Origin of the sequence: Pseudomonas sp. NFACC05-1 (assembly GCF_900100135.1) — a bacterium.
Classification (GTDB): domain Bacteria; phylum Pseudomonadota; class Gammaproteobacteria; order Pseudomonadales; family Pseudomonadaceae; genus Aquipseudomonas; species Aquipseudomonas fluorescens_Q.
This window is the reverse complement of the sequence record NZ_FMTR01000002.1, coordinates 231450-255868: the sequence shown is the minus strand read 5'-3', so window position 1 is coordinate 255868 and position 24419 is coordinate 231450. Positions and strand designations below refer to the sequence as shown.

Genomic DNA, 24419 nt, shown 5'->3' with positions numbered 1-24419 from the left:
CCAACGGACTCCCGCCAGGACGACGCGATGAACCGAGTGTTGTACCCAGGTACCTTCGACCCTATTACCAAGGGCCATGGCGATCTGGTCGAACGCGCCGCGCGCCTGTTCGACCACGTGATCATTGCCGTCGCCGCCAGCCCGAAGAAAAACCCGCTGTTCCCGCTGGAACAACGTGTGGAACTGGCCCGCGAGGTCACCAAGCACCTGCCCAACGTGGAAGTGGTCGGCTTCTCGACGCTTTTGGCGCACTTTGCCAAGGAAAAGAACGCCAATGTGTTCCTGCGCGGCCTGCGGGCGGTCTCGGACTTCGAGTACGAGTTCCAACTGGCCAACATGAACCGCCAACTGGCACCGGACGTCGAGAGCCTGTTCCTGACGCCGTCGGAGCGTTATTCCTTCATTTCCTCGACCCTGGTCCGGGAAATCGCGGCGTTGGGCGGTGATATCACCAAGTTCGTCCACCCGGCCGTGGCCGATGCGCTAACCCTGCGCTTCAAGAAATAACCCGCGGGCTGCGACCCGCTTCGCAGCCCGGCACAGCGCAGTCCATCGCGCCCGCGTGCACTGCGCTCGCCAATGCGGCACAATTGCGCCCATACGTTTTTCATATGCCCGGGCCCAACGCCCCGGCAGGAGCCCGCATGTCCCTGATCATCACCGACGACTGCATCAATTGCGACGTCTGCGAACCCGAATGCCCGAACGAGGCCATTTCCCAAGGCGAAGAGATCTACGTCATCGACCCGAACTTGTGCACCCAGTGTGTCGGCCATTACGACGAACCCCAGTGCCAACAGGTCTGCCCGGTGGATTGCATCCCCCTGGACGAGGCTCATCCGGAAACTGAAGAACAGTTGATGGCGAAATATCGCAAGATTACTGGCAAAGCTTGAGCCAGAAGCCTCTGTAGCGTTTGTGCGGGCCTCTTCGCGAGCAAGCCCGCTCCCACAGAGATCGGCTATGTCCACAGCATGTGTATCTTAAGCAAATCCCTTGTGGGAGCGGGCTTGCTCGCGAAGGGGCCATCAGCAGCACCAAGACTCAGTTGCCGGCCTCACTCCTGCCGCTCAAACCCCTCCCCCACACACCCCAGGCATCGCACGAACGTGGCCCTGGCCGGGTCCACCACCAACGCCTTCCCCGCATCGCCGACCCCGCCGCCCAGCGCGGTAAAGGGCAACGACACCACGAATGCCCCGGCGCCAATCACCGTGGCGGCGAGCAGCAGCGGACGAGCAATCAGCAGGTCGCCGAGCATGGCGAAGGCCGGCGGGTTCTGGATGGTGTAGCGCGGATCGCCGCTGCCTTCGCTTGCCAGGGCAGGCAAACCGACACTCAGCAGCAGCGCTAGAACGACAGGTCGAAGCAGTTTCATCGGGCGATCCTTCGGCTAAATCAATACTACTGACTATAGACCGTAGGACAAATCAGCTCTGACAGCGTGGACACCAGACGCTGGCGCGCTGGCCCAGGCGGATTTCCCGCAGCCCCGTGCCGCAGACTTTGCACAGCTCCCCGCCCCGGCCGTAGACGAACAGTTCCTGCTGGAAATAGCCGGGTTGGCCATCCCCGCCGATAAAGTCCCGCAGCGTGGTGCCACCGCGCTCGATGGCATGGGCGAGGATGCGCTTGATCTCGATCGCCAGCTTCAGGTAACGCGCCCGGGAAATGCCTCCGGCGGCCCGGCGCGGGTCGATGCCGGCGGCGAACAGGGCCTCGGTCGCGTAGATATTGCCCACCCCCACCACCACCGCGTTGTCCATGATGAACGGCTTGACCGCCATGGACCGCCCCCGCGAGAGCTGGAACAATCGTTCGCCATCGAACAGGTCGGTCAACGGCTCGGGACCAAGGCGAATCAACAACTCGTGATTGAACGGGTCGAGGCTCCAGAGCATCGCGCCAAAGCGGCGAGGGTCGGTGTAGCGCAAGGCCAGGCCGGATTCCAGCTCGATGTCGACGTGCTCGTGCTTGGCGGCCGGCATGCCGACTTCCACCAAGCGCAGGTTGCCGGACATGCCCAGGTGGCTGATCAACGTGCCGACCTCGGCATTGATCAACAGGTACTTGGCCCGCCGCTCCACCTGCACGATGCGCTGGCCCGAAAGGCGCACGTCGAGATCTTCCGGGATCGGCCAGCGCAGGCGGCGGTCGCGGACCACCACGCGGCTGACCCGCTGGCCTTCAAGATGGGGCGCGATGCCGCGACGGGTGGTTTCGACTTCCGGCAGTTCTGGCATGAGGCTCTCGAATCAGGCGAAGCCCCGCACTCAACGAGTGGCGAGGTCGCGAATTTCCTGTTTCTGGGTCTGGAAGTCGTATTCCGACAACCCGATGTAATCGAGCACAAGGCTCCCGACGCAATCCCACTCGTGGTCTTCGGCCTGATTGCCGAGCACCCGGTGGGACGCACAGATGTTCTCGGACATCTTCAGGATCGCCAGCAGATTCTTCAACTGGCTGTTATTGCGTGAAGACTCGTCGCTGAAAATCGCCAGGGCATTGTGGTGGTTGGCGATGGCCTGGCTGACGTGATCCGGCAGGCGCCAGGATTTGGAAGTGTAGTAACCGACCACCGCATGGTTGGTGTTGAACTCACGATTCTCGGTGTCCACTACCCGGCACTCGGCGCTGGCATTGGCGTAGGCCTCTTCCAGCACGCCCATGTAGCTGGGGAACTGCTTGAGCATCAACGGCACCCCGCAATCGTGGAACAACCCCAGCGCATAGGCTTCGTCACCGTTCTCCAGGCCGACGCGCTTGGCCAGGGTCAGGCAAGTCATCGCCACATCCTGGGCGGTATCCCAGAAGCGGTTCAGGGTCACGATGGCGTCGTCGTGCAGCTCGCCCTTGATCGACTGCGCATTGATCAGGTTGATGATCGAACGGCTGCCCAGCAGATTCACCGCTCGCTGGATCGAGGTGATCTTGTTGCGCAGGCCGTAATACGGCGAGTTGACGATCTTGAGCAAGGCCCCGGAAAGACCCGGATCGTGGGAGATCAGCTTGGCGATGGTCTCCAGGTCCGGATCGGGCATGTACTGCTCCATCTGCAGATCCACCATGATCTGCGGCTGGGGCGGCACGCTGATGCCTTGCAAGGACTGTTGGATTTGTTCGGCGGAAAGTTCTTTGGACATGAGTACACACTCCGGTGTCAGGCGGGGATTCTAACCCTTAAAGATGGATCCGATACACCGCCGGGTAGATCGGCGGAACTTTCCTTCAGGCATTGGCTTCGGACCTTACAGGGCCGACAGCCAAGCCTGCATAAGGCTTGAGTCGGCAACCCAGCCACTCAGCTTGAGGAGATTTTTCATGCCTGGCTCCCTGAACAACAAACGTGTCGCCATCCTCGTGACCGACGGTTTTGAACAGGCCGAACTGACCGGCCCCCAACAGGCGCTGGAACAGGCCGGCGTCAAAGTTGACATCGTTTCGGCCCGCGAAGGCCAGGTCAAAGGCTGGAACCATGACCAGCCGGCCGACGACTTTCGGATCGACCTGACCTTCAAGGCGGCCAATGTCGAACAGTACGACGCCGTGGTGCTGCCCGGTGGCGTGCAGAACTCCGACACCATCCGCATCGACACCGATGCCCAGAAACTGGTCAAGGGCTTCGAGGCGGCGGGCAAGCCCATTGCGGTGATTTGCCATGGCGGCTGGTTGCTGGTGTCGAGCGGGCTGGTCAAGGGCAAGACCATGACCAGCTACAAGACCCTCAAGGATGACCTGGTCAACGCCGGCGCGAACTGGGTCGATAAGGAAGTGGTCAAGGACGGCACGTTGATCAGCAGCCGTCAGCCCGATGACATTCCGGCGTTCAACCGCGAGTTGATCAGCGCGTTGTCCGCCTGAAACCTGCCCGATACCGTGGTGAGGGAGCCCGCTTCCTCACCACATGTCCACCACCAGCCCCGCCACGGTTGCAACACGGTATACTCCCGCTCTTTTTTCCGGAGCGACGTCATGTCCCTGCCTAGCCTGCGCCTCAAAGCCAACGCCGACCGTCGCCTGCGCGCCGGCCACCTGTGGGTCTACAGCAACGAAATCGATGTAGCCGCCACCCCGCTGCACGGCTTCAAGGCCGGTGACCAGGCCATCCTCGAAGCCGCCGGCGGCAAGCCGCTGGGCATCGTTGCGATGAGCCCCAACAACCTGATCTGCGCCCGGCTGCTGTCCCGCGACGTGAAGCTGCCGCTGGACAAATCCCTGCTGGTGCACCGCCTCAACGTGGCGTTGTCCCTGCGCGAGCGGCTGTTCGACAAGCCGTTCTATCGCCTGGTCTACGGTGATTCCGACCTGTTGCCAGGCCTGGTGGTCGACCGTTTCGGCGACATCCTGGTGGTGCAGATCGCCTCTGCCACCATGGAAGCCCACAAGGACGACGTGATCGCCGCCCTGACCCAGGTGCTCAAGCCCAGCGGCATCCTGTTCAAGAACGACTCCGCGGCCCGTGACGCCGAAGGCCTGAACCGCTACGTCGAGACCGTGTTCGGCCTGGTGCCGGAGTGGGTCGCCCTGGAAGAGAACGGCGTGAAGTTCGAAGCGCCGGTCATGGAAGGCCAGAAAACCGGCTGGTTCTACGACCACCGCATGAACCGCGCACGCCTGGCCCCGTACGCCAAGGGCAAGCGCGTCCTGGACCTGTTCAGCTACATCGGCGGCTGGGGCGTGCAAGCCGCAGCGTTCGGCGCCAGTGAAGTGTTCTGCGTCGATGCTTCGGCCTTTGCCCTCGACGGTGTCGAGCGCAACGCCGCGCTGAACGGCTTCGCCGAGAAGCTGACCTGCATCGAAGGCGACGTGTTCGAAGCCCTGAAGGAGCTCAAGGCCAGCGAAGAACGCTTCGACGTGATCGTGGCCGACCCACCCGCTTTCATCAAGCGCAAGAAAGACCTGAAAAACGGTGAGGGCGCCTATCGCCGCCTCAACGAACAAGCCATGCGCCTGCTCAGCAAGGACGGCATCCTGGTCAGCGCATCGTGCTCGATGCACCTGCCGGAAGACGACCTGCAAAACATCCTGCTGACCAGCGCTCGTCACCTGGACCGCAACATTCAACTGCTCGAACGCGGCGGCCAGGGGCCGGACCATCCGGTACACCCGGCCATTGCCGAAACCCGCTACATCAAGAGCATCACCTGCCGGCTGTTGCCCAACAGCTGAGGCCAGGCGGGGCCAGTGCCGTAGCGCTGTGCCCCGCGCACTCCAATTGCATTCTGACCGCAACCTTGGCTGCGTTTTTTTTGCGTGCCTGAATAAGTCCCTGGCGCAATAATCAATAAGTAGCAAACGTCTGTAGGAGTCCCCCCACGTCATTACCAGAACCTTCCTACTCAATCTCCCCCTCGCCTGGCTGGCATGACGCATTAGGATTGAAAGCGACCCTCAGGTACGTCCTGGAACTGTTCGATGACTGATCCGCAAAACCACCTGGCCACCCGCAAACCCGCCACCGTCGGCCTATTGCTGACCCTGACACTGCTCGGGGTCTTTCCAATCGACGTCGTGCTGCCTTCGTTCCCCGCCCTGTCCGAGCAGTTCGAACGTCCATCGTCGGACATTGCCCTGTCTGTCAGACTGTTCGCGGTGGGCATCGCCCTTTCGCAACTGCTGGTTGGCCCACTCTCCGACGTCATGGGGCGAAAGAACCTGCTGTTGATCGGGATCAGCGTTTCAGCGGTCGGGGCAACAGGTTGCGTGCTCACCGATGGCTACTGGTCCTTTCTGTTCTTCCGCGTCGTCCAGGCCTTGGGGTGTGGTTGTTTCGTGCTGTCCCAGGCGTTGATACAGGACTTGTTCACAGGCAGGGAGCAGCAGCGACTGCGTATATTCCTGGTCACCTGCGGCGGCATTTTCATTTCCGTTTCGCCCCTGGCCGGCACCGGGCTACAAAGCTGGATGGGCTGGCGCGGCGCCTTCCTGGTGTTCGTGGCCCTGGCGGTCGGCGTGTTTGTGGGCGCCAGCCTGTTACTCAAACCTTCCCCCGCGGGTCGCCCACGCCAGCGCCTGGACTTCATTGCGTCTTATCGAAAGGTCTGTGGCGACTTCAGCTTCATGACCTATTGGTTGACATCGGCACTGGCCTTTTCCTGCCACTTTTCGTTTATCGTCATTTCGCCGCTGCTGCTCATCGATCAGTTACAACTCTCGCCCGAGGCCTTTTCGTGGGCACTGCTGGGCTACGGACTGGCTTATATCGGCGGCGGAGCGGTGGCGACCGTGCTGAGCAATCGAATCGCCCCCCAGACGCAAATCATCACAGGCCTTGGCCTGATCCTGGCGGCGGGGATCCTGATGCTTGGGCTCTCCAGCCAATTGGGCTTGTCGGTCACCACCCTGCTGCTGCCCATGATCGTGTGCACCGCCGGAACGACCATTGCCCGGGCGGCGGCCCATACCCTGGCAATGAACAGATTCCCGGAGCAAGCCGGTACGTCCGCCTCGGCCGGTAGCGTGCTGATCTTCATCGTCGGCGGCCTGACCAGTGCTGCGATCAGCCTCACCCCGCTGGACAGGCAGATGACGCTGGCCCTGTGCCTGATGCTGCTCAGCGCCCTGGGGCTGGGGCTCAATAGCCTGGCCCGGCACCGTCACAGGGCGCTGTTGGCCGGCTGAGCGTTGCCAGTCGTCATCTCAAGCGCGACATTGGCGCCCGATCAGCGCTTTGCGTCATTTCATCCTGGCGCCAGCGGTGTAGAATCGCGACATTCATCGCCATTCATCCCCGGCGGGTTTATGAGCTCATGCTGAGGCGCGCAGCGATCCTGCAAAGTCATCGGCCACTTCCGGACACTCGGCCAATCCCCGGTGTTCCAGAACGTCAACAGAAGCTCACTTCCCCTTTGATATCTGATTAGCCGCCCGGAGTGCTCCATGCCTGATTATCGCTCGAAAACATCCACCCATGGCCGCAACATGGCCGGCGCCCGTGCCTTGTGGCGCGCCACGGGGATGAAGGATGACGACTTCAAGAAGCCGATCATCGCCATTGCCAACTCCTTCACCCAGTTCGTACCGGGTCACGTGCATCTCAAGGACCTGGGTCAGTTGGTCGCCCGGGAAATCGAACGCGTGGGCGGCGTTGCCAAGGAATTCAATACCATCGCCGTGGACGACGGCATCGCCATGGGCCATGACGGCATGCTCTATTCGCTGCCCAGCCGCGAGATCATCGCCGACTCCGTCGAATACATGGTCAATGCCCACTGCGCCGACGCCATCGTGTGCATTTCCAACTGCGACAAGATCACCCCGGGCATGCTCATGGCCGCCCTGCGCCTGAACATCCCGGTGATCTTCGTCTCCGGCGGCCCGATGGAAGCCGGCAAGACCAAGCTTGCCAGCCACGGCCTCGACCTGGTCGACGCCATGGTGATCGCCGCCGACTCCAGCGCCTCCGACGAGAAGGTTGCCGAGTACGAGCGCAGCGCCTGCCCGACCTGCGGTTCGTGCTCCGGCATGTTCACCGCCAACTCGATGAACTGCCTCACCGAAGCCTTGGGCCTGGCCTTGCCAGGTAACGGCTCCACCCTGGCCACCCACAGCGACCGCGAACAGCTGTTCCTGCAGGCCGGCCGCACCATCGTCGAGCTGTGCAAGCGCTACTACGGTGAGAACGACGAGTCGGTGTTGCCGCGCAACATCGCCAACTTCAAGGCGTTCGAAAACGCCATGACCCTGGACATCGCCATGGGCGGTTCCACCAACACCATCCTGCACTTGCTGGCCGCTGCCCAGGAAGCCGAGATCGATTTCGACCTGCGCGACATCGACCGCCTGTCCCGTCACGTGCCGCAACTGTGCAAGGTCGCGCCGAATATCCAGAAGTACCACATGGAAGATGTGCACCGCGCCGGCGGGATCTTCAGCATCCTCGGTTCCCTGGCCCGTGGTGGCCTGTTGCACACCGACCTGCCGACCGTGCACAGCAAGACCATGGCCGAAGGCATTGCCAAGTGGGACATCACCCAGACCACCGACGAGGCCGTGCACCACTTCTTCAAGGCCGGCCCGGCGGGCATTCCGACGCAAACCGCGTTCAGCCAGTCGACCCGTTGGGAGACCCTGGACGACGACCGTGAAAACGGCTGCATCCGCAGCGTCGAGCACGCGTATTCCAAGGAAGGCGGCCTGGCCGTGCTCTACGGCAACATCGCCCTGGATGGCTGCGTGGTGAAAACCGCCGGTGTCGACGAGTCGATCCATGTGTTCGAAGGCAACGCGAAGATTTTCGAAAGCCAGGACAGCGCGGTGCGCGGCATCCTCGCTGACGAAGTGAAGGCCGGTGACATCGTGATCATTCGCTACGAAGGTCCGAAAGGCGGCCCGGGCATGCAGGAAATGCTCTACCCAACCTCCTACCTGAAGTCCAAGGGCCTGGGCAAAGCCTGCGCCTTGCTGACCGATGGCCGGTTCTCCGGCGGCACCTCGGGCCTGTCCATCGGCCACGCTTCGCCGGAGGCTGCGGCGGGCGGCGCCATCGGTCTGGTGCGCGACGGCGACAAGGTCCTGATCGACATTCCGAACCGCTCGATCAACCTGTTGATCAGCGACGAAGAGCTGGCCGGGCGCCGCGTCGAACAGGACAACAAAGGCTGGAAACCGGTGGAAGTGCGTCCACGCAAAGTCACCACGGCCCTCAAGGCTTACGCCCTGCTCGCCACCAGCGCCGACAAGGGCGCGGTGCGTAACAAGGCGATGCTTGACGGCCTGTAAGCGTCGTTAGTCGCAATAAAAAATGCCCCGCCAAGTGCGGGGCTTTTTTTGGGCGCCTGTTCGGACTCTGGAACCACATGATTCCCCGTGGCGAGGGAGCTTGCTCCCGCTCGGCTGCGAAGCAGTCGTAAACCGGCAGGTGCGGTGTGTCTGATGCTCCGCATTTGGAGGTTTTGGGGCTGCTACGCAGCCCAGCGGGAGCAAGCTCCCTCGCCACAAAGGCAATACCTTGCCTCTTTGATGCCGTGTTACTGGATATCTTCCGGCTTGACGATCACCCAGTTCTTGTCCGCTGTCACCGGCAGTCCTTCCTTGGCCTGGGCGGCAGCGTGCTTGGCCATCATGCCGTTAATCTGGGTCATGTATTTGTCCTTGCGGTTGACCCACAGGTGGATGCCGCCCTTGGCTACGTCCACATCGTGGAACAACATGTAGCCGTCACTGCTCGGCGTGTCGCCAGCGACCAGCACCGGTTTTTTCCATTCGTCGATGTACGTCAGGATCGCCGCGTGCTTGCCGGCCATCCAGGTCGCCGGGGTCCACAGGTAAGGCGTGTACTCCAGGCCGAGGTTGGCCTTCTCATCATATTTGCCGGCGGTGATCTGCTTGCGCGCGGTGGTCAGCTCGCCAGTCTTGCGGTCCTTGAGCAGCGTGGTCACGCCGATGACGTTCTGCGGCTTGAGGTTGTAGCCGTACTTCGGATCGGAGGCGACCATGCGCACCAACTCTTCGGAAGCGGCGGTCATGACATAGACCTCGATGCCGTTTTCCATCAGCTTGTTGTACAGCTCGGCCTGGCCGGTGAAGACTTTCGGCGGGTTGACGTTGTACTGGACCACCTTGTCGCCATCGTAATAGGTGGTCGGCACCGGTTTACCGGACGCCATCAGCTCGTCGACATAGCCCTTGAGTTCCTTGAGGGTGAAGCCGGAGAACACCTGGGCCACCCATGGGTAGCAGACCATGTCATCCACTTCGCACAGGCGGTAGTAATAGCTGAACAGGCTTTCCTTGTGATCGGCGGTGTCCTTGAACGGCATCAGCTTCAAGGATGGGTCCAGGCTTTCCCGGGTGATGAGGCCCTTGTTCTCCATGAACGGCAGCAACGACTCTTCCAGATCGTAGCGGTAACTGGTGTTGTCCATGTCGAACACCGCGTAGTTACCCTTGTTGGCGTTGGCCGCGATCATCGTCTCCAGAGCCTTGGCTTGTTCCGCCGGCCAGTGTTTGAGATCGGTGGCCAATGCCTGGCCGGCGAGACCAAGGCTCAAGGCGACAGCGAGAAAACGAGGTGCGAGTTTCATCGGCATTTCTCCCGGGTTCAAAAGAACTCGACGCTAACAAATGCTTGTGACAGTCCTCGCCTACCCGCGACCGCCTGCGTCTTGATTGCGCCAGCGACATATCCGTAAACGTCGCTGCCTTATTCCATAAACGACAATCTACATGCGTTTTTAGTATTAATTCATTAGTTATCAGGCTGTTAGGCTTCCCGGCTCACAGTCGCGGCTTCGGGCGACTGGCACGCCTTGTCGGAGTCTTTTTGATGAATCTGCCGCTGACCCTCAATCTTCTGGTGTTCCTCGCCTTGCTGTTCGGCCTGGCACAAACCCGTCACCGCACCTGGAGCCTGGCCAGGAAAGTGCTGCTGGCACTGGTACTGGGCGTGGCGTTCGGTCTCGCCCTGCACACGATTTATGGCGCCGGCAACCCGGTGCTCAAGGCCTCGATCGGCTGGTTCGACCTGGTGGGCAACGGCTACGTGCAGTTGCTGCAAATGATCGTTATCCCGCTGGTCTTCGCCTCGATCCTCAGCGCCGTGGCCCGCCTGCATAACGCCTCGTCCCTGGGCAAGATCAGCTTCCTGACTATCGGCGCGCTGCTGCTGACCACCGCCATCGCCGCGCTGATCGGTATTGGCCTGACCAACCTGTTCGGCCTGACCGCCGAAGGCCTGGTGGCCGGCCCCCAGGAACTGGCGCGCCTGCAAGTGATCCAGAGCGACTACGCCGGCAAGGTCGCCGACCTGAATGTCCCGCAATTGCTGCTTTCGTTCATTCCGCAAAACCCCTTTGCCGACCTGGCCCGGGCCAAGCCGACCTCGATCATCAGCGTGGTGATCTTCGCCGCGTTCCTCGGGGTCGCGGCGCTGCAGTTGCTCAAGGACGACGTGGAGAAAGGCCAGAAAGTGATCAACACCATCGACACCCTGCAAAGCTGGGTGACGCGCCTGGTGCGCCTGGTGATGAAGCTGACGCCGTACGGTGTGCTGGCGCTGATGACCAAGGTGGTGGCCGGTTCCAACCTGCAGGACATCATCAAGCTCGGCAGTTTTGTCGTGGTGTCGTACCTGGGGCTGGGCCTGATGTTCGTGGTCCATGGCCTGCTGGTGTCTGCTGCCGGGATCAACCCGTTGCGCTTTTTCCGCAAGATCTGGCCGGTGCTGACCTTCGCCTTCACCAGCCGCTCAAGCGCGGCCACCATCCCGTTGAGCATTGAAGCCCAGACCAGCCGCCTCGGCATTCCACGGACGATCGCCAGCTTCAGCGCCTCGTTCGGCGCCACCATCGGCCAGAACGGTTGTGCCGGCCTTTATCCGGCCATGCTGGCGGTGATGGTCGCGCCGACTGTGGGCATCAACCCGCTGGATCCGGTGTGGATCGCGACGCTGGTGGCGATCGTGACGTTGAGTTCGGCCGGGGTGGCCGGGGTCGGTGGCGGCGCGACGTTCGCCGCGCTGATCGTGCTGCCGGCCATGGGGTTGCCGGTCGCGCTAGTGGCGTTGCTGATTTCCGTCGAACCGCTGATCGACATGGGCCGTACGGCGTTGAACGTCAGCGGCTCGATCACCGCCGGGGCGATTACCAGCCAGGTGATGCAGCAGACTGACAAGGCGTTGCTCGATGCCGAGGCGCATGGGGAGTTGGTACACGCTTGATGGGGGGCGCGGGAACGATCTACGCTTGTCTCAACGTTTCTCCCACACCTCGAAGCTGTAGGCCGGCTTGTCCCCTTCAGCCGGGTTCGGCTGGTTCGAGACCAACGTCCACTGGCTCGAATCGAATTCCGGAAACCACGCATCCCCCTCCGGGCTCAAGGCCACGCGGGTCAGATACAGCCGATCCGCCTGCGCCAGCGCCTGGGCGTACAGTTGCGCGCCGCCGATCAACATCAGCTCATCGACGCCCTGTTCCATTGCCCACGCCTCGGCCCGCGCCACCGCCGCCTCCAGCGTGGAAAAAACCTCCGCGCCTTCCAGCACCAGGCCCGGCTGACGGCTGACCACGATGTTCAGGCGTCCCGGCAGCGGTCGACCGAGGGAATCCCAGGTCTTGCGTCCCATGATGATCGGCTTGCCCAGGGTGGTGGCCTTGAAGTATTTGAAATCCCCGGGCAGGTGCCAGGGCATGCTGTTGTCGACGCCGATCACACGGTTTTCACCGAGGGCTGCGATCAGGCTTAGGGGGAGAGTTTTGTTCATGGCGGCGAGGATACCAGAGGCTCGGCGTACCCCGACAGGCTTCACAGCGGTTATGCTCAACCCTCATTCGAGCAACGGAAACCCTCGTGACAGTACTGCAGAACCTCTGGTTGACCGAGACGATACGCCTGCGTGAAGAACACGCCGGCCCGCTCGAGGACCAGGAAGCCAATCGCCTGGCCCGTGCGGCCGGCGGCGACTTAGCCACTCGCATCCACCACCGCGCCCGCTGGCTGGCCGAGCGCGATGGCCTCACCGAGGCCCTGCGCCATTGGTTGCAAGGGGCGCGCCTGGCGCTGATCGCATTGGCGCTGATCGCCATCATCAGCGGCGCCGGACTGGGGTTTGCCGCACTCGGCGACGGGCAGGCACCGGTCAATGTGTTCTGGGCCTTGGGCAGCCTGTTAGGGCTGAACCTGATCCTGCTCATCAGCTGGGCACTGGGCCTGATATTCGCTGGCGAGCAAGGTGCCACGCTGGGACGCCTGTGGTTGTGGCTCAGCGAAAAACTCGCCCGCGATGCCAAGGCCGCCCAACTGGCGCCGGCCCTGCTGCTGTTGCTGCAACGGCACAAGCTCAATCGCTGGGCTCTTGGCGTGTTGGTCAATAGCCTGTGGCTGCTGGCGATGCTCAGCGCGCTGGTCATCGTACTGATGTTGATGGCGACCCGGCGCTACGGCTTCGTCTGGGAAACCACCCTCCTCGGCGGCGAGACCTTCGTCGCCATGACCCAGGCCCTCGGTGCGCTGCCCGCCCTACTGGGTTTCAGCGTGCCGACGGTGGAAATGATCCGCGCCAGTGGCGATGCCGCCCTGAACATCGAAAGTGCCCGCCAGGCCTGGGCTGCCTGGCTGGTCGGTGTGCTGCTGGTCTATGGTCTGCTGCCGCGCTTGTGCCTGGCACTGCTGTGCCTGTGGCGCTGGCGGCGCGGCCGCGCCACGCTGCGCCTGGACCTGAACCTGCCGGGCTACGCCCAATTGCGTGAACGGCTGATGCCCAGCAGCGAGCGACTGGGCGTCAACGACGCCGCCCCCGCGCAATTGCATCCCATCGAAAATGCTGCCAGTGCAATAAACAGCGACGGCGCGCTGCTGGTGGCAATCGAGTTGGACGATCGGCCCTGGCCGCCCAAGCTGCCCGAAACCGTGAAAAGCGCCGGCATTCTCGACAGCCGCGAGTCGCGCCACAAACTTCTCGAACAATTGTCGCGCTTTGCGCCGGCGCGCCTGGCAATTGCCTGCGACCCACGCCGTTCGCCGGACCGCGGCAGCCTGGCGCTGATCGCCGAGCTAGCCCGCAGTGCCGGCGCCACCCGCGTCTGGCTGTTGCAGGCGCCGCCTGGCGAAGCGCTGGACGCCGAGCGCCTGGGCGACTGGCACACCGCACTGCAACAGTTGCAGTTGCCCTTCGCCGACTGCATGCCCTTGAACTGGCTGGAGACCGGCCATGACTGAACCCATGAAGCCGCTGAAGCTGGCGGTGGTCGGCCACACCAACGTGGGCAAGACCTCGCTGCTGCGCACCTTGACCCGCGACGTCGGCTTCGGCGAAGTGTCCCATCGCCCGAGCACCACCCGCCATGTCGAAGGTGCGCGCCTGTCGGTGGACGGCGAAGCGCTGCTGGAACTGTACGACACGCCGGGCCTGGAAGACGCCATCGCCCTGCTCGATTACCTCGAGCGCCTGGAGCGTCCTGGCGAACGCCTCGATGGCCCGGCGCGCCTGGCCCGCTTTCTCGAGGGCAGCGAGGCGCGGCAACGCTTCGAACAAGAAGCCAAAGTGCTGCGACAACTGCTCGCCAGCGACGCCGGGCTTTATGTGATCGACGCCCGGGAGCCGGTGCTGGCCAAGTACCGCGATGAATTGGAAGTCCTCGCCAGTTGTGGCAAGCCGCTGCTGCCGGTGTTGAATTTCGTCAGCAGCGCCCACCATCGCGAGCCCGACTGGCGCGAAGCGCTGGCGCGCTTGGGGCTGCACGCCCTGGTGCGTTTTGACAGTGTGGCTCCGCCCGAGGACGGCGAGCGACGCCTGTATGAGAGCCTCGCGCTGTTGCTGGAAAGCGCCCGTGGGCAACTGGAACGCCTGGTCGCCGATCAACAGGTCCAACGCCTGGCCCGCCAGCAGAGCGCGGCGCGCTTGATCGCCGAACTGCTGATCGACTGCGCCGCCTGCCGACGCAGCGTCGCCAGCGACGCCGAACTGGAACGCGAGGCCATCAGTGAACTGCGCAAAGCGGTGCGTCAGCGCGAGCAGCGCTGCGTCGAGGCCCTGCTCAAGCTTTACGCTTTTCGTCCCCAGGACGCCGCTGCCAGCGATCTGCCGCTGCTCGACGGGCGCTGGGGCGATGACCTGTTCAACCCCGAGACTCTCAAGCAACTGGGCGTACGCGTCGGCGGTGGGATCGCGGCGGGTGCGGCGGCCGGGGCTGGCGTGGATTTGCTGGTGGGCGGCCTGACCCTTGGCGCCGCCGCCCTGGCCGGGGCCATTGTCGGCGGCACCCTGCAAACCGCCCGCAGCTATGGCAACCGGCTGATGGGCAAGCTCAAGGGGCAACGGGAATTGACCGTGGACGACAGCGTGCTGCGCCTGTTGGCCCTGCGCCAACGCCAACTGCTGCAAGCCCTCGACCAGCGCGGCCATGCGGCGATGGACAGCATCCGCATCGCCACACCCCAGGACAAGACCTGGCGCGAGGGCAAGCTGCCCGACGCCTTGAACAAGGCGCGGGCGCATCCGCAGTGGTCGTCGCTGAACCCTCAACCGCGATTGAGCCAGGCAGAACGCCAGGAGCTGATTGAGCAGTTGGCTGAGCAGCTCTGAACGACACAAAACCTTGTGCCAAGTACACAAAACCCTGTGGCGAGGGAGCTTGCTCCCGCTGGGTTGCGCAGCAGCCCCAAAATGTGATTGATCTGATGCACCGAGGTGTCAGGTTTAGGGCTGCTTCGCAGCCCAGCGGGAGCAAGCTCCCTCGCCACAAAAGCAATCCATCAATCGTTGTTCAAGGCCTTGAGGGCCGCCGCCGCTTCAGGCAATTCCAGCTCACTGAACACTTGCACGCCATGGCGCTTGAGCAACGCCGCCGTCACGCCTTCGCCGCTGACCTTCACACCGCTGAACGTTCCGTCATAGGTCAACAGGTTGCCGCACGATGGGCTATTGGCCTTGAGCACGGCGATCCGAATGCCGTGTTCGCGCACCAACGCCAGCGCTTGATGCGCACCGGACAAAAACTGCGCACTCACATTTTCGCCGTCGGTGGTGATGACCAGTGCCTGGCCGTCGAGCACTTGCCCACCCTGTCCGCCGGGAATCTCCGCCGCCGCCCGGGGCGTAGGCAAACCGCCGGCGACTTCCGGGCACAGCGCCACGATCCGGCCTTCGTCGAGCCATTGCTGCAATTGATCGAACGGCCCACTGGCGCCGCCGTCGTAGCGCACGCGATGCCCGAGCAGGCAGCGACTGACCAGGATCTTTTCCATCTTCAGAACAACTCGTTGCCGCGACGGCGGAACCAACCGGTCAAGGACAGGCGATCACGCGTGGCCGGCAGTACTTCATGGGGAATATCCCCCGACAGGAACACCACCAGGCAACCGCCGATGGGCACCACGTCCTGTTCCAGGCTTTCGTCCAGGTACATGCGCAACTGGCCGCCGTGTTCCGGCAACCAGTCGTCATTGAGGTAAAGCACCGCCGACACTGTGCGTCGGTCGTCATCGCGGAAGCGGTCGACGTGCTTGAGGTAGAACGCGCCAGGCGGATAGAGGGCAAAGTGGCTTTCGAAGTCTTCCAGCCCCAGGAACAACCCGCGATTCATCGCCTCGCGCAGGCTGTCCATCAGCGCCAGGTAATGGTCGCAGGCTTGCGCCTGGCCGGGTTCGATCCACTGAATGTGATCACCCCGGATCCCTTCGCGGATCTCCGAGAACGGCCCGCGCCCGACCGCTGCCGGGGCCAGTTCGCCCTCGGCGGCACGCTGGCGGCATTCGGCCGCCAGGGCGCGGGTCAGCGCCTCCGGCAGGAAGAGGTCCTGCTGCGACCAGCCGCGCTCGGCCAGGTCGTCGACGATACGTAACAGCAGCGGGTGATCAGAAGGTATTTGCATGGCGCGCATAGTATGCCTGTGCCTGTAAAACCAACAGCGACGCTCGGCAGGTTTTTTGCCGCCAGATAGCACCGTCGTACGAACTTGATACGAATTCTCGACAAGACCCCACACCCCACGGAGAATAGTCGGCTGCTGACAGGAGTCCCTATGCGCCGTTTGCTTTTCTCACTGTTGATGTTCTGCGTTTTGCCCGCCTGGGCAGACAGCTACGACCAGTTGTACAAGGTCGCCGGTTGGCCGGAACAGCGGGCGCATTTCAATGACGCCTTGAGCGCCGCCCAGCAGCGCTATCAGAGCAGCCTGCCGCCGGCGGTGTTCCAGGCCCTGGTGAACAACAGCAATCAACGTTTCTCCCCCCAGGCCATGGACCAGCGGGCCGAGGCGCAAATGCGCAAGAATTTGCGTGACCCCAGCCCGGCCCTGAGCTTTTTCCAGTCGCCTCTGGGCCGCAAGGTCGTGGCGGCCGAGTTGCTGGCGACCCGGCGTGATCAATTGGCGAAAAACGCCAAGGGCCTGCCGAAGATGCCAGCCAGCGACAACCGCTTGTTGATCATCGGCCACCTGGCCCAGGCCCTGCCCGCCCGCGAGGCCGGCGCCGAAGTCAGCCTGGCGATCGCCGGCGTGGCGGCCGACAGCCTGAGTTCGATGATCCCGGGGCTGCTGGGCGGCGGCCAGGCCCAGGGCATGCTCGACAGCCAGCGCCAGCGGTTAATGGAACAGATCGGCGCGGACCTGAACAACACGCTGCTGTACGTCTACCGTGACCTGACGGATACCGAGCTGGAAGAGTTCGCCACCTTCGCCGAATCGACCGAGGGCCAGGCTTATTATCAAGCGGCCCTGGCGGCGATTCGGGCGGGGTTGGCGGTGGGGCAGAATCTCGGGCAGTAGTTCAGCGCCGCCATCGCGAGCAAGCTCGCCCACATTGGATCTCGCAGCTCAACACTCTGTGGGAGCGAGCCTGCTCGCGATAGCAATAGCCCGGTCACCGCCGAACCCGGCTCATCCGCTTCGTCAAAAACCCAAACATCTCCTGCCGCAAAGCCAGCGCCTCATTCGCCAAGTGATGGCGTCCCTCGGGCAACATCAACACCTGCGGCCGATCGAACTTGCTGCGTAGCACTTGCAGGTTGTGCACCCAATCCACCGTCATGTCCGCCTGTCCCTGCACGATCAATGGCTGGCGCGGGCTGCTCGGGGCGGCTTCGATACGCTTGATCCATTGCCCCAACGCGCCCACCCAGGCGGTGGGCAGGCGTAGTGGTTGCAGCGGGTCGGCTTGCAGGAACGGCAGGAAGTCCGGGTCGGTGGAGTTCTCGCTGAAACGTCGGGCAATCCCCCTTACGAAGGGTTTGAGCAGGTAATAACTCAGGCGCGACCAGCCCCAGGCCCGCGGCCGCACCAGGGGTGACAGCAGGATGACCTGGCCCTGGGCCGGGCTCTGTGCGCCCTGGTTGAGCACGTGATCGACGACAATGGCCCCGCCGGTGCTCTGCCCGCACAGGTGCCAGGGTTGCGGCAGGTCGAGTGTCCCGGCCTCGGCCAACAGGCCCTGCAAGGTGGCCTGGTACTCGGCAAAATCCTCGATGCTGGCGCGCTCGCCACTGGACAGGCCGTGGCCCGGCAGATCACAAGCGATCACCGCGAACTTCTGCTCCAGAGCCCACTCGATCAAGTGGCGATACAACCCCATGTGATCGTAATAACCGTGGAACACAAACAAGGTCGCCACGGCTTTTTCCGGCCACCAGACCTGGCTGACCAGCTCATACCCACCCACCTCGAAACGCCCCAATCCCTTGCGCACGCTGCGTTGGGGAAAGTCCAGGCCATAGAACCGCTGGTAGGCCTGGGCTTGCTCGGACAGGGCTTGCCACTGGGCCAGCGGCTTCAGGCTGGCACGCAGGAGATCGGGGGCGAAAGTGGCAGGCATCAAGATTTCCAGGCATAGGCGCATCGCGCGAAACAGACTTTGTAGGCCTGCGATATTCATCTGTCGCGGCAGGCATGGCAAGCTACGCGGCTTCAGAGGATCGACTCCATGCGCCCGTCCCACCGCACAGCCTTGCTCGCCAGCCTGCTCGCCCTCGGATGCGCCGTCGTATTGTGGATAGCCTACGACTGGTTCCAAGGCCGTTTCCTGCGCGCTTTCAGCCAACACACCGCGGTGTTTTCCGGCGACCCGCTGCGCCTGCCTGCCGATCTGGCCGGCCCCGGCGCAATACGCCTGGTGCATTTCTGGGACCCGGCGTGCCCGTGCAACGTCGGCAACCAGCAACACCTTGCCGAGTTGGTCGATAAATATGTACCGCAAGGCGTCGAGTTTTATGCGGTACAAAAAGCCGGCAGCCAAGGTCAGCTGCCGGCCACGTTGAGCCACTTGATAACCCTCCCGGCGCTTCCCGGTTCAAGCCAGATCCCTGCAAGCCCGGCCGTAGCGATCTGGGATCGCAGCGGCAAACTGGCGTACTTCGGCCCCTACAGCGAAGGCCTGACCTGCAACTCGAACAACAGCTTCATCGAGCCGATTCTCGAGGCGTTGAGTGTCGGCCGGGAAGTTAGTGCGACACACACGTTGGCGGTGGGCTGTTATTGCCCATGGGCGGTTTCAAACTGACGAATTAACTACAACGCGTATTACACCTACCCCTCTTGGGCGGCGACAAAGTTGAGACTAGTGCTCGCTTCTAGAGCTCTTGCTCAAAGTAAGGGCCTGGGCTGAACCGTTTGTCGGATCCAATTTTTCGAAACGACGCCATCACCGCTCATTTTCGGCCTGTGCCCCATGCCAGACGGGTTGTTCAGGGCATTTCAGCCCGGTTGACCGTTTAGCTGAATCGATTAACAGCGGCCGTGCCGGCATGAACTTTTTTTTAATCTCTTCTCTAAACCTCGTGACCAGCAAAATGTTTATTACTGTGCAGTCGCGCGGCGGCGCCAACTCGAGGAAGTTTCACACGCCTTTTCATCGTTCAACTTGTCGACCCTTCTAACCAAACAAGAAATGGAATCGTCAGTGATGCAAAAGCTGCTATGCGCTGCACTTTCCAATCCCTATAAAGAAGATGCCCTCAACCTCGAGGCGTTCGTCCAATGCGTCGCTCCGCTCATGATCGATGTGTTGCTGCGCGGCGAGACGGGTACCGGTAAAGACACGCTGGCAGAAAAGATCCATCGCATGTCCGGCTGCTCCGGCAAGTTCGTGGCCATCAACTGCGCCGCCATTCCCGAAACCCTCGCCGAGAGCCAGCTCTTCGGGGCCAACACCGGCGCATTTACCGGGGCCAGCCAAAATCGCGCGGGGTTCGTCGAAGCCGCACATAACGGCACGCTGTACCTGGACGAAATCGACAGCATGCCGTTGGGCCTGCAAGCCAAGCTGCTGCGAGTCCTGGAATCCAGGACGGTCCAGCGCCTGGGCTCGACCCAGAACATCCCGGTGAACATGCGAGTGATCGCCTCCGCCCAGTGCCCGCTGGGAGAAATGGTCGAACGTGGCGAGTTTCGCAGGGACCTTTATTTTCGCCTGAACATCATCAGCCTCAAGCTGCCGCCACTGCGCAGCCGCAAGGAGCGCATCGTGCCGCTGTTCCAGTCGCTGGTGCGCCGGGAAGCCCAGGCACTTGACCGGCCCTACGTCGCGCCGTCGCCAGCGCTGTTGCGCCAACTGCTCGGCTACGCCTGGCCTGGCAACATCCGCGAGCTGCAGTCCGCCGCCAAGCGGTACGTACTCGGCTTGCCGGCACTGCCCCGCGCCGAGCAACTGGAACACAGCAGCTCGACACTCAAGTTGAAAGAACACCTGCAGCAGTTCGAAAAAATCCTCATCGAGGACTGCATGCGCCGCCACCATCATTGCATCGACAAGGTCATCGCCGAACTGGGTATCGCCCGGCGCACGCTGTATTACCGGATGAAGTGCCTGCAAATATCGACGAGTTGAGTGGGATCGGTGGAACCGTTTACGCAACGGCCGCCACTTAACCAGCGAGACGCTCACGATCGTCTCGCCATTCCACAACCCGGAGATACGACTATGAGTTTTGGTGGACTTTCTCTCGCGGCTTCCACGGCTGCCATGCAGCAGATGGACGCGACCTCGGCTGCGATGACAACCATGAAATCCGAATTCGACCAGAAGAAACTGGTCGCTGACACCATGAACGCAATCGCGGCAGGGTCGATGGACACCGCAACCAAAGCCATCACCGCCATGGGGGAGGCCTCGAAAAACATACGATTCTGACCCTCTCGCTTCAGCCCCGCTCCGGCGGGGTAACCTCAAGCGCGATGCGAGGAGGCCCTATGCACATCGACTTGCCAGACAGCCTTCGAGCTCTCAGAGACCTGTCCCATGACGACCCCACGCTGCGTCCTGCGCCGACTCCGCCAAGCCTGCACCTGGCGCTGCACGGAGCCGGCGACCGGTTGAGAGAGTCGCTCGTCCAGTGGGGCAACGAAAAGGGGTCGGCGGGCGGACAGTCTCGACCGGGTTGGCCGAGCCCCCAGGACAGATTCGCCGCAGAGACCCAAGACCCTTTGCGCCTGGTACTGGAAGACATCCTGGAAGAAATCAACAGCGGCACCGGCTCCAATCTCGACGTCGATATCGATGACGCCTATTCCAATGAAGACCTGTTCAACGATCTGGCCCAGATGTTCGCCTATCGCCGACAGCCCATCGGTGACAACGATGTCGACAGCCAAAGCGATTTCGGCAATGCCAACAACCCCTTCTGTGGCGCGCTGTTCGGCGCCTGGGAGATCGAGGGCGATCACGCCACGCGGCGCAGTCGTCATGACGCGAGCCTGTCGCTGCTGCTCAAGATCATCGCGGTCCTGGGCCGCAGGAAACTGCTGACGCTGCTGGACATCGACGAAGGTGACGGCCAGGCGCGGTATGAACCAGACGACCAGGACCTGTTGTTCGAGATCGCCGCGTTCATGGACCAGCATCCGACGCGCTATCCCCCGCCAGCGACCCTCGACGCAGAACGGTGGACATGGACCGAACGCATTGCCCGCGGCACAGCGCTGGATGCTCGCGAAACCCGGTTGTTCCAACTTGCCCTGGAAGAGCTGGACTTCGCCCTCGCCCGCCTGGCCGGCCAGCAAGCCCCGCCGCGTCCGCGTGCCCGGCGCAACCGGGAAGAAATCGAGTTTCACCTGAGCGTCACCGGTAGCGCTCGCAACGTCTTGAGGCTGATGTGCGCCTGAAGGCACCCGACCTTTGAGTTTTCAAACCGACCGTTGAAACAGGAGACATTCCGTGGACATACACGCCATCGACCCCAGCAACCTCGCCTCCACGTCCGCCAAAACGAGCGCCAGGCCACCAGCGAGCGCCGAGACCAGCGATGTCAGTTGGTTCAATGCACAAATGCGCGAAAAAGCCCCCGCCCCGAACAGCGAAAACAATGTCGCGGCACGCATCATTGACTCGCTGTCGAGCCGCTCCGGTGAACTGCAGCGCCTGGACGACCGCGCCAACCGGGACATGCTCAAGGCCATCCGCACTGCCGACCCGCAGGACATGTTGCAGTCGAACCGCTCACTGTCGTCCTTCCACCTGGAAAGCCTGATGACCGCGAAAGTGGTCAGCAAAGGCTCCCAGGCCATCGAGAAGCTCACCAATCTTCAGTAAAGGGAAGGCCGGTCATGTCCAAGCGCGCGTTCTCGACACTGTTGCTGTGCCTGCTGCTCACCGGTTGCGACGAACGGACGGCGCTGCACAGCCATCTTTCCGAGCAGGATGCCAACGAAGTGATCGCCGAGTTGGCGAACAAGAACGTGGAGGCGAGCAAGCAAGTCGACAAAGACGGGTTGACCGTGCTGGTCGAGCCTGCCGACATGAACAGCGCCGTCCAGGTACTCGAAGCCGCCGGCCTGCCGCGTCGCTCACGTTCCAGCCTGGGGGAGATCTTCCGCAAGGAAGGGGTCATTTCCACGCCGATGGAGGAGCGTGCCCGCTACATCTATGCGCTGTCCCAGGAGCTCGAATCGACGCTGTCACAAATAGATGGCGTGGTGCTCGCCCGGGTCCATGTGGTCCTGCCGGAACGGGTGGCCCCGGGTGAGCCGGTCCAACCCGCATCGGCCTCGGTGTTTATCAAGCATACCCGTGCGCTGGACCCCGACAGCATCACCCCGCGCGTGCGCAACCTGGTCGCCAGCGGGATTCCCGGCATGGCCGACGCCGCCCAGAATCCGGCCAAGCTATCGGTGGTATTCGTTCCCGCCGCGCCATATCAGGAACGGCGCAAGATGGCGTATTTCGGCCCCTTCCTCATGCAGGCCGACGACATCGGCTATTGGCGGGCGGTGACCGTGACGGCAAGCATCACCTTGCTCGCCATCCTGATGGGCGTCTTGTATGGCCTCTATCGGCTGTGGCGCAACGGCGTGTTGGTGCTGCCACGATTTCTCGATCGCACGCTCACCAAACCGGCCGGGACGCCCGCCGCCCCCCAAAACAGCATGACACCTGGGCTGTTCGCCGTGAAAAACCCAGGGACCAAACCCGACCGTAGCGGGACCGCCGCATGACGGCGGAGATTGCATGGGTTCGCTGGTGGACCCTCGCCTGGCGCGAAGCAGACCGGGGCTGGTATTCGTCAGCGCTTTGCCTGCTGACCGCGCCACAGATCGACGCCCTCGCCCGAGCGCAGCATGCCGCGCTTGCCCGCAACTTCGGTATGACGCCGTGCACGCCCCCCCAACCCAGCCCGGCGCTGCAATCGCTGTTCTGCGGCACGCCCCGGACCTTGGTCCTTGCCTGCGAATTGGTGGCAAGCACCTGCGCACCGTTAACGGCAACACAGGCACTTTCGGTGCAGGACCGGGCCTGGTGCGAGCGCACAGCCAAAGCCCTGCGCCCGGGACACTGGCTCGAACAAGACCAGGATCCGCTCGCCCTGCTGCGTGCCTGGCTGGGCGAACAGGCCTGGGAACGGGCGCGCCTGGCGTTCCCACGCGACAGAATCATCGCCATCGAATCGGCACCCGCCCCTCAACCGCCAGCCGCCAAGCTGAATACGCTTTGGCAGTCCGCCTGCTGGAAAGCTGAGCAAAGCCTGGCACCCTCGGCACCTATCCAAACGGAGAGACACGATGCTCGCTCGGCGTTCGCTTGAACTGCGCCCCGATGGCCAAGGCCTGTCGCAGCCCTACATCGCTCGCGAAACCCTGGTCGATTGTGCCCGCGCACAGGTCATCCTCGAGCAGGCCCAGGCGCAGGCCGCGCAATTGCTTGGACGCGCCAGCGCAGAGGCGGACGCGACCGTGCTCGAGGCTCAAGCACAATTCTGGGAAAAGGCCGAAACCGTGCTCGCCGCCTGGGAAGCCCAGCGTCAAGCCATGTGGGAGCGAATCGAGACGAGTGCTGCACACGTGGTCAACGAGGCCCTGGGGACGCTGTTGAACGAAGTCCCGGAGCAGGCACGCATCGATGCACTCGTCCGCCAACTGGCGTCGCGTCAGGACGACCCGGTCTGCGCCACCCTTCGCTGTCATCCTGAAGACCTGGCAAGCCTGACCCAGAGCCTGGGCATCGACGGCCGACGCCCCTGGACGCCGATGGCCGATGTCGACATGGAACGACATCAACTGAAGCTGGAAACGCCGGGCGGTACATACCTGCTCGACTGGCCCACCGCCGTCGAAACCCTACGCCTGCCCGAACCACAACCCATCACCGCAAGCTGACCCGTCGCTTTCGCGAGCAAGCTCACACACAGGGGATTTGGGGTGACGGCGATGCCTGTGAACACCCCCCGGGAAAAAACTGTGGGAGCGAGCTTGCTCCCACAGGAGAAACACGATCACCCAGAACCAGGTCGGCTATAAGGCCGCCTCGCGGTGGACGTTGATCTCGGCGCCCCGTTAACCACGCTGGCCGAACGCAGGTATTGGCAGTGGGCAACCCGGCATGGATGCCGGGTTAGCCGCGCTGGGCCATGGATGGCCCTTCGCGGCGGCCCACGGAGCAATGCCGGAGTGAGGGCACACCGAGCCTAAGCGAGGTGCCAAGTGGTGGGGCAAAAGCGTTTTGCTTACTTTTGCGCTTTTCAAAAGTGAGCCGCCGTCAGGGCGGAACCCTAAGTGGCC

The 24419-nt window shown here is 62.8% G+C and carries 26 protein-coding genes; 18 read left to right on the top strand and 8 right to left on the bottom strand.

Features of this window, described 5'->3' with window-relative positions; all coding sequences use genetic code 11:
• Positions 1 to 27: 27 nt before the first annotated feature.
• Both coaD and BLO97_RS05370 read left to right on the top strand, forming a co-directional pair.
• The gene (coaD, locus tag BLO97_RS05375) at positions 28 to 507 is read left to right on the top strand and encodes a pantetheine-phosphate adenylyltransferase (protein WP_003177462.1); all 480 of its coding nucleotides are present in this window, start codon (positions 28 to 30) and stop codon (positions 505 to 507) included.
• Positions 508 to 644: 137 nt separating this feature from the next.
• Positions 645 to 896 carry a YfhL family 4Fe-4S dicluster ferredoxin gene (locus BLO97_RS05370; protein ID WP_003206534.1) on the top strand — a complete coding sequence of 84 codons (252 nt, stop codon included), beginning with the start codon at positions 645 to 647 and terminating at the stop codon, positions 894 to 896.
• A 161-nt stretch (positions 897 to 1057) separates the two neighbouring features.
• On the opposite strand, the gene BLO97_RS05365 is transcribed toward BLO97_RS05370, so the two are convergent.
• Genes BLO97_RS05365 through BLO97_RS05355 form a run of 3 tightly spaced genes read right to left on the bottom strand, consistent with a single transcriptional unit; the run spans position 1058 to position 3089 of the window.
• Positions 1058 to 1378 carry a multidrug transporter gene (locus BLO97_RS05365; RefSeq protein ID WP_092150036.1) on the bottom strand — a complete coding sequence of 107 codons (321 nt, stop codon included), beginning with the start codon at positions 1376 to 1378 and terminating at the stop codon, positions 1058 to 1060.
• A gap of 52 nt (positions 1379 to 1430) precedes the next feature.
• Positions 1431 to 2243, bottom strand: a complete 813-nt coding sequence (mutM, locus tag BLO97_RS05360; protein ID WP_003206537.1) for a bifunctional DNA-formamidopyrimidine glycosylase/DNA-(apurinic or apyrimidinic site) lyase — start codon at positions 2241 to 2243, stop codon at positions 1431 to 1433.
• Positions 2244 to 2273: 30 nt separating this feature from the next.
• Entirely contained in the window at positions 2274 to 3089 is an 816-nt protein-coding gene (locus BLO97_RS05355) for an HDOD domain-containing protein (RefSeq protein WP_170845996.1), read from the bottom strand.
• 232 nt (positions 3090 to 3321) lie between these two features.
• On the opposite strand from BLO97_RS05355, the gene BLO97_RS05350 reads away from it, so the two are divergent.
• The 4 genes from BLO97_RS05350 (at position 3322) to ilvD (ending at position 8721) form a co-directional block, all read left to right on the top strand.
• Positions 3322 to 3861 (top strand): type 1 glutamine amidotransferase domain-containing protein, encoded by a 540-nt coding sequence (locus tag BLO97_RS05350; RefSeq protein ID WP_063323944.1) that lies wholly within the window; start codon positions 3322 to 3324, stop codon positions 3859 to 3861.
• A 111-nt stretch (positions 3862 to 3972) separates the two neighbouring features.
• A complete protein-coding gene (locus BLO97_RS05345) occupies positions 3973 to 5169 on the top strand; it encodes a class I SAM-dependent rRNA methyltransferase (RefSeq protein ID WP_003206543.1) in 1197 nt (398 codons plus the stop codon).
• Between the two features lie 246 nt (positions 5170 to 5415).
• Entirely contained in the window at positions 5416 to 6621 is a 1206-nt protein-coding gene (locus BLO97_RS05340; RefSeq protein WP_092345220.1) for an MFS transporter, read from the top strand.
• Positions 6622 to 6879: 258 nt separating this feature from the next.
• Positions 6880 to 8721, top strand: a complete 1842-nt coding sequence (gene ilvD / locus BLO97_RS05335; protein ID WP_057449518.1) for a dihydroxy-acid dehydratase — start codon at positions 6880 to 6882, stop codon at positions 8719 to 8721.
• 248 nt (positions 8722 to 8969) lie between these two features.
• Here ilvD and BLO97_RS05330 read toward each other — a convergent pair whose 3' ends face one another.
• Entirely contained in the window at positions 8970 to 10025 is a 1056-nt protein-coding gene (locus BLO97_RS05330; protein WP_092150027.1) for an HAD family hydrolase, read from the bottom strand.
• Between the two features lie 242 nt (positions 10026 to 10267).
• On the opposite strand from BLO97_RS05330, the gene BLO97_RS05325 reads away from it, so the two are divergent.
• Positions 10268 to 11659, top strand: a complete 1392-nt coding sequence (locus BLO97_RS05325) for an L-cystine transporter (protein WP_092221383.1) — start codon at positions 10268 to 10270, stop codon at positions 11657 to 11659.
• Between the two features lie 30 nt (positions 11660 to 11689).
• Here the strand turns inward: BLO97_RS05325 and BLO97_RS05320 are convergent, their stop codons facing one another.
• Complete coding sequence (locus BLO97_RS05320; protein ID WP_092150021.1) at positions 11690 to 12202, bottom strand: dihydrofolate reductase; 513 nt, start codon at positions 12200 to 12202, stop codon at positions 11690 to 11692.
• Between the two features lie 86 nt (positions 12203 to 12288).
• Here BLO97_RS05320 and BLO97_RS05315 point away from each other — a divergent pair, with 86 nt between their 5' ends.
• Both BLO97_RS05315 and BLO97_RS05310 read left to right on the top strand, forming a co-directional pair.
• Entirely contained in the window at positions 12289 to 13656 is a 1368-nt protein-coding gene (locus tag BLO97_RS05315) for a DUF2868 domain-containing protein (protein ID WP_092345218.1), read from the top strand.
• On the top strand, positions 13649 to 15022 hold the full coding sequence (locus tag BLO97_RS05310; RefSeq protein WP_063323937.1) for a GTPase/DUF3482 domain-containing protein: 1374 nt from the start codon (positions 13649 to 13651) through the stop codon (positions 15020 to 15022). The genes BLO97_RS05315 and BLO97_RS05310 overlap by 8 nt, the downstream gene beginning before the upstream one ends.
• 170 nt (positions 15023 to 15192) lie before the next feature.
• Here BLO97_RS05310 and BLO97_RS05305 read toward each other — a convergent pair whose 3' ends face one another.
• Both BLO97_RS05305 and BLO97_RS05300 read right to left on the bottom strand, forming a co-directional pair.
• A complete protein-coding gene (locus tag BLO97_RS05305) occupies positions 15193 to 15684 on the bottom strand; it encodes a 2-thiouracil desulfurase family protein (protein WP_092345217.1) in 492 nt (163 codons plus the stop codon).
• A gap of 2 nt (positions 15685 to 15686) precedes the next feature.
• Positions 15687 to 16319, bottom strand: coding sequence for a 2OG-Fe(II) oxygenase (locus BLO97_RS05300; protein WP_072349205.1), 633 nt, complete (start codon positions 16317 to 16319; stop codon positions 15687 to 15689).
• A 141-nt stretch (positions 16320 to 16460) separates the two neighbouring features.
• On the opposite strand from BLO97_RS05300, the gene BLO97_RS05295 reads away from it, so the two are divergent.
• The gene (locus tag BLO97_RS05295) at positions 16461 to 17204 is read left to right on the top strand and encodes a DUF2059 domain-containing protein (RefSeq protein ID WP_092221377.1); all 744 of its coding nucleotides are present in this window, start codon (positions 16461 to 16463) and stop codon (positions 17202 to 17204) included.
• Between the two features lie 94 nt (positions 17205 to 17298).
• On the opposite strand, the gene BLO97_RS05290 is transcribed toward BLO97_RS05295, so the two are convergent.
• Complete coding sequence (locus BLO97_RS05290; protein ID WP_092150009.1) at positions 17299 to 18246, bottom strand: phospholipase BipL; 948 nt, start codon at positions 18244 to 18246, stop codon at positions 17299 to 17301.
• Between the two features lie 108 nt (positions 18247 to 18354).
• On the opposite strand from BLO97_RS05290, the gene BLO97_RS05285 reads away from it, so the two are divergent.
• From BLO97_RS05285 to sctL, 8 genes are all read left to right on the top strand, one after another.
• A complete protein-coding gene (locus BLO97_RS05285; RefSeq protein ID WP_092345215.1) occupies positions 18355 to 18930 on the top strand; it encodes a DUF6436 domain-containing protein in 576 nt (191 codons plus the stop codon).
• A gap of 402 nt (positions 18931 to 19332) precedes the next feature.
• Positions 19333 to 20256 (top strand): sigma 54-interacting transcriptional regulator, encoded by a 924-nt coding sequence (locus BLO97_RS05280; RefSeq protein ID WP_063323931.1) that lies wholly within the window; start codon positions 19333 to 19335, stop codon positions 20254 to 20256.
• A 93-nt stretch (positions 20257 to 20349) separates the two neighbouring features.
• Positions 20350 to 20559, top strand: a complete 210-nt coding sequence (locus BLO97_RS05275; protein WP_003177441.1) for a type III secretion system major pilin HrpA — start codon at positions 20350 to 20352, stop codon at positions 20557 to 20559.
• Between the two features lie 59 nt (positions 20560 to 20618).
• A complete protein-coding gene (locus BLO97_RS05270; RefSeq protein ID WP_175489833.1) occupies positions 20619 to 21530 on the top strand; it encodes a type III secretion protein in 912 nt (303 codons plus the stop codon).
• Between the two features lie 52 nt (positions 21531 to 21582).
• Positions 21583 to 21957 carry a type III secretion system inner rod subunit SctI gene (sctI, locus tag BLO97_RS05265; protein ID WP_092150003.1) on the top strand — a complete coding sequence of 125 codons (375 nt, stop codon included), beginning with the start codon at positions 21583 to 21585 and terminating at the stop codon, positions 21955 to 21957.
• 14 nt (positions 21958 to 21971) lie between these two features.
• Positions 21972 to 22859, top strand: coding sequence for a type III secretion system inner membrane ring lipoprotein SctJ (gene sctJ, locus BLO97_RS05260; protein WP_072349216.1), 888 nt, complete (start codon positions 21972 to 21974; stop codon positions 22857 to 22859).
• A complete protein-coding gene (locus BLO97_RS05255; RefSeq protein ID WP_092221372.1) occupies positions 22856 to 23446 on the top strand; it encodes a type III secretion protein in 591 nt (196 codons plus the stop codon). The genes sctJ and BLO97_RS05255 overlap by 4 nt, the downstream gene beginning before the upstream one ends.
• A complete protein-coding gene (sctL, locus tag BLO97_RS05250) occupies positions 23424 to 24017 on the top strand; it encodes a type III secretion system stator protein SctL (RefSeq protein ID WP_092345213.1) in 594 nt (197 codons plus the stop codon). Before BLO97_RS05255 ends, sctL begins: the two co-directional genes overlap by 23 nt.
• Positions 24018 to 24419 lie beyond the last annotated feature (402 nt).

What these genes read in the sequence shown, in the direction of transcription:
- coaD (WP_003177462.1), top strand. Translation starts at nt 28, where the DNA reads ATGAACCGAGTGTTGTACCCAGGTACCTTCGACCCTATTACCAAGGGC.
- BLO97_RS05370 (WP_003206534.1), top strand. Translation starts at nt 645, where the DNA reads ATGTCCCTGATCATCACCGACGACTGCATCAATTGCGACGTCTGCGAA.
- BLO97_RS05365 (WP_092150036.1), bottom strand. Translation starts at nt 1,378, where the DNA reads ATGAAACTGCTTCGACCTGTCGTTCTAGCGCTGCTGCTGAGTGTCGGT.
- mutM (WP_003206537.1), bottom strand. Translation starts at nt 2,243, where the DNA reads ATGCCAGAACTGCCGGAAGTCGAAACCACCCGTCGCGGCATCGCGCCC.
- BLO97_RS05350 (WP_063323944.1), top strand. Translation starts at nt 3,322, where the DNA reads ATGCCTGGCTCCCTGAACAACAAACGTGTCGCCATCCTCGTGACCGAC.
- BLO97_RS05345 (WP_003206543.1), top strand. Translation starts at nt 3,973, where the DNA reads ATGTCCCTGCCTAGCCTGCGCCTCAAAGCCAACGCCGACCGTCGCCTG.
- BLO97_RS05340 (WP_092345220.1), top strand. Translation starts at nt 5,416, where the DNA reads ATGACTGATCCGCAAAACCACCTGGCCACCCGCAAACCCGCCACCGTC.
- ilvD (WP_057449518.1), top strand. Translation starts at nt 6,880, where the DNA reads ATGCCTGATTATCGCTCGAAAACATCCACCCATGGCCGCAACATGGCC.
- BLO97_RS05330 (WP_092150027.1), bottom strand. Translation starts at nt 10,025, where the DNA reads ATGAAACTCGCACCTCGTTTTCTCGCTGTCGCCTTGAGCCTTGGTCTC.
- BLO97_RS05325 (WP_092221383.1), top strand. Translation starts at nt 10,268, where the DNA reads ATGAATCTGCCGCTGACCCTCAATCTTCTGGTGTTCCTCGCCTTGCTG.
- BLO97_RS05320 (WP_092150021.1), bottom strand. Translation starts at nt 12,202, where the DNA reads ATGAACAAAACTCTCCCCCTAAGCCTGATCGCAGCCCTCGGTGAAAAC.
- BLO97_RS05310 (WP_063323937.1), top strand. Translation starts at nt 13,649, where the DNA reads ATGACTGAACCCATGAAGCCGCTGAAGCTGGCGGTGGTCGGCCACACC.
- BLO97_RS05305 (WP_092345217.1), bottom strand. Translation starts at nt 15,684, where the DNA reads ATGGAAAAGATCCTGGTCAGTCGCTGCCTGCTCGGGCATCGCGTGCGC.
- BLO97_RS05300 (WP_072349205.1), bottom strand. Translation starts at nt 16,319, where the DNA reads ATGCGCGCCATGCAAATACCTTCTGATCACCCGCTGCTGTTACGTATC.
- BLO97_RS05295 (WP_092221377.1), top strand. Translation starts at nt 16,461, where the DNA reads ATGCGCCGTTTGCTTTTCTCACTGTTGATGTTCTGCGTTTTGCCCGCC.
- BLO97_RS05290 (WP_092150009.1), bottom strand. Translation starts at nt 18,246, where the DNA reads ATGCCTGCCACTTTCGCCCCCGATCTCCTGCGTGCCAGCCTGAAGCCG.
- BLO97_RS05285 (WP_092345215.1), top strand. Translation starts at nt 18,355, where the DNA reads ATGCGCCCGTCCCACCGCACAGCCTTGCTCGCCAGCCTGCTCGCCCTC.
- BLO97_RS05280 (WP_063323931.1), top strand. Translation starts at nt 19,333, where the DNA reads ATGCAAAAGCTGCTATGCGCTGCACTTTCCAATCCCTATAAAGAAGAT.
- BLO97_RS05275 (WP_003177441.1), top strand. Translation starts at nt 20,350, where the DNA reads ATGAGTTTTGGTGGACTTTCTCTCGCGGCTTCCACGGCTGCCATGCAG.
- BLO97_RS05270 (WP_175489833.1), top strand. Translation starts at nt 20,619, where the DNA reads ATGCACATCGACTTGCCAGACAGCCTTCGAGCTCTCAGAGACCTGTCC.
- sctJ (WP_072349216.1), top strand. Translation starts at nt 21,972, where the DNA reads ATGTCCAAGCGCGCGTTCTCGACACTGTTGCTGTGCCTGCTGCTCACC.
- BLO97_RS05255 (WP_092221372.1), top strand. Translation starts at nt 22,856, where the DNA reads ATGACGGCGGAGATTGCATGGGTTCGCTGGTGGACCCTCGCCTGGCGC.
- sctL (WP_092345213.1), top strand. Translation starts at nt 23,424, where the DNA reads ATGCTCGCTCGGCGTTCGCTTGAACTGCGCCCCGATGGCCAAGGCCTG.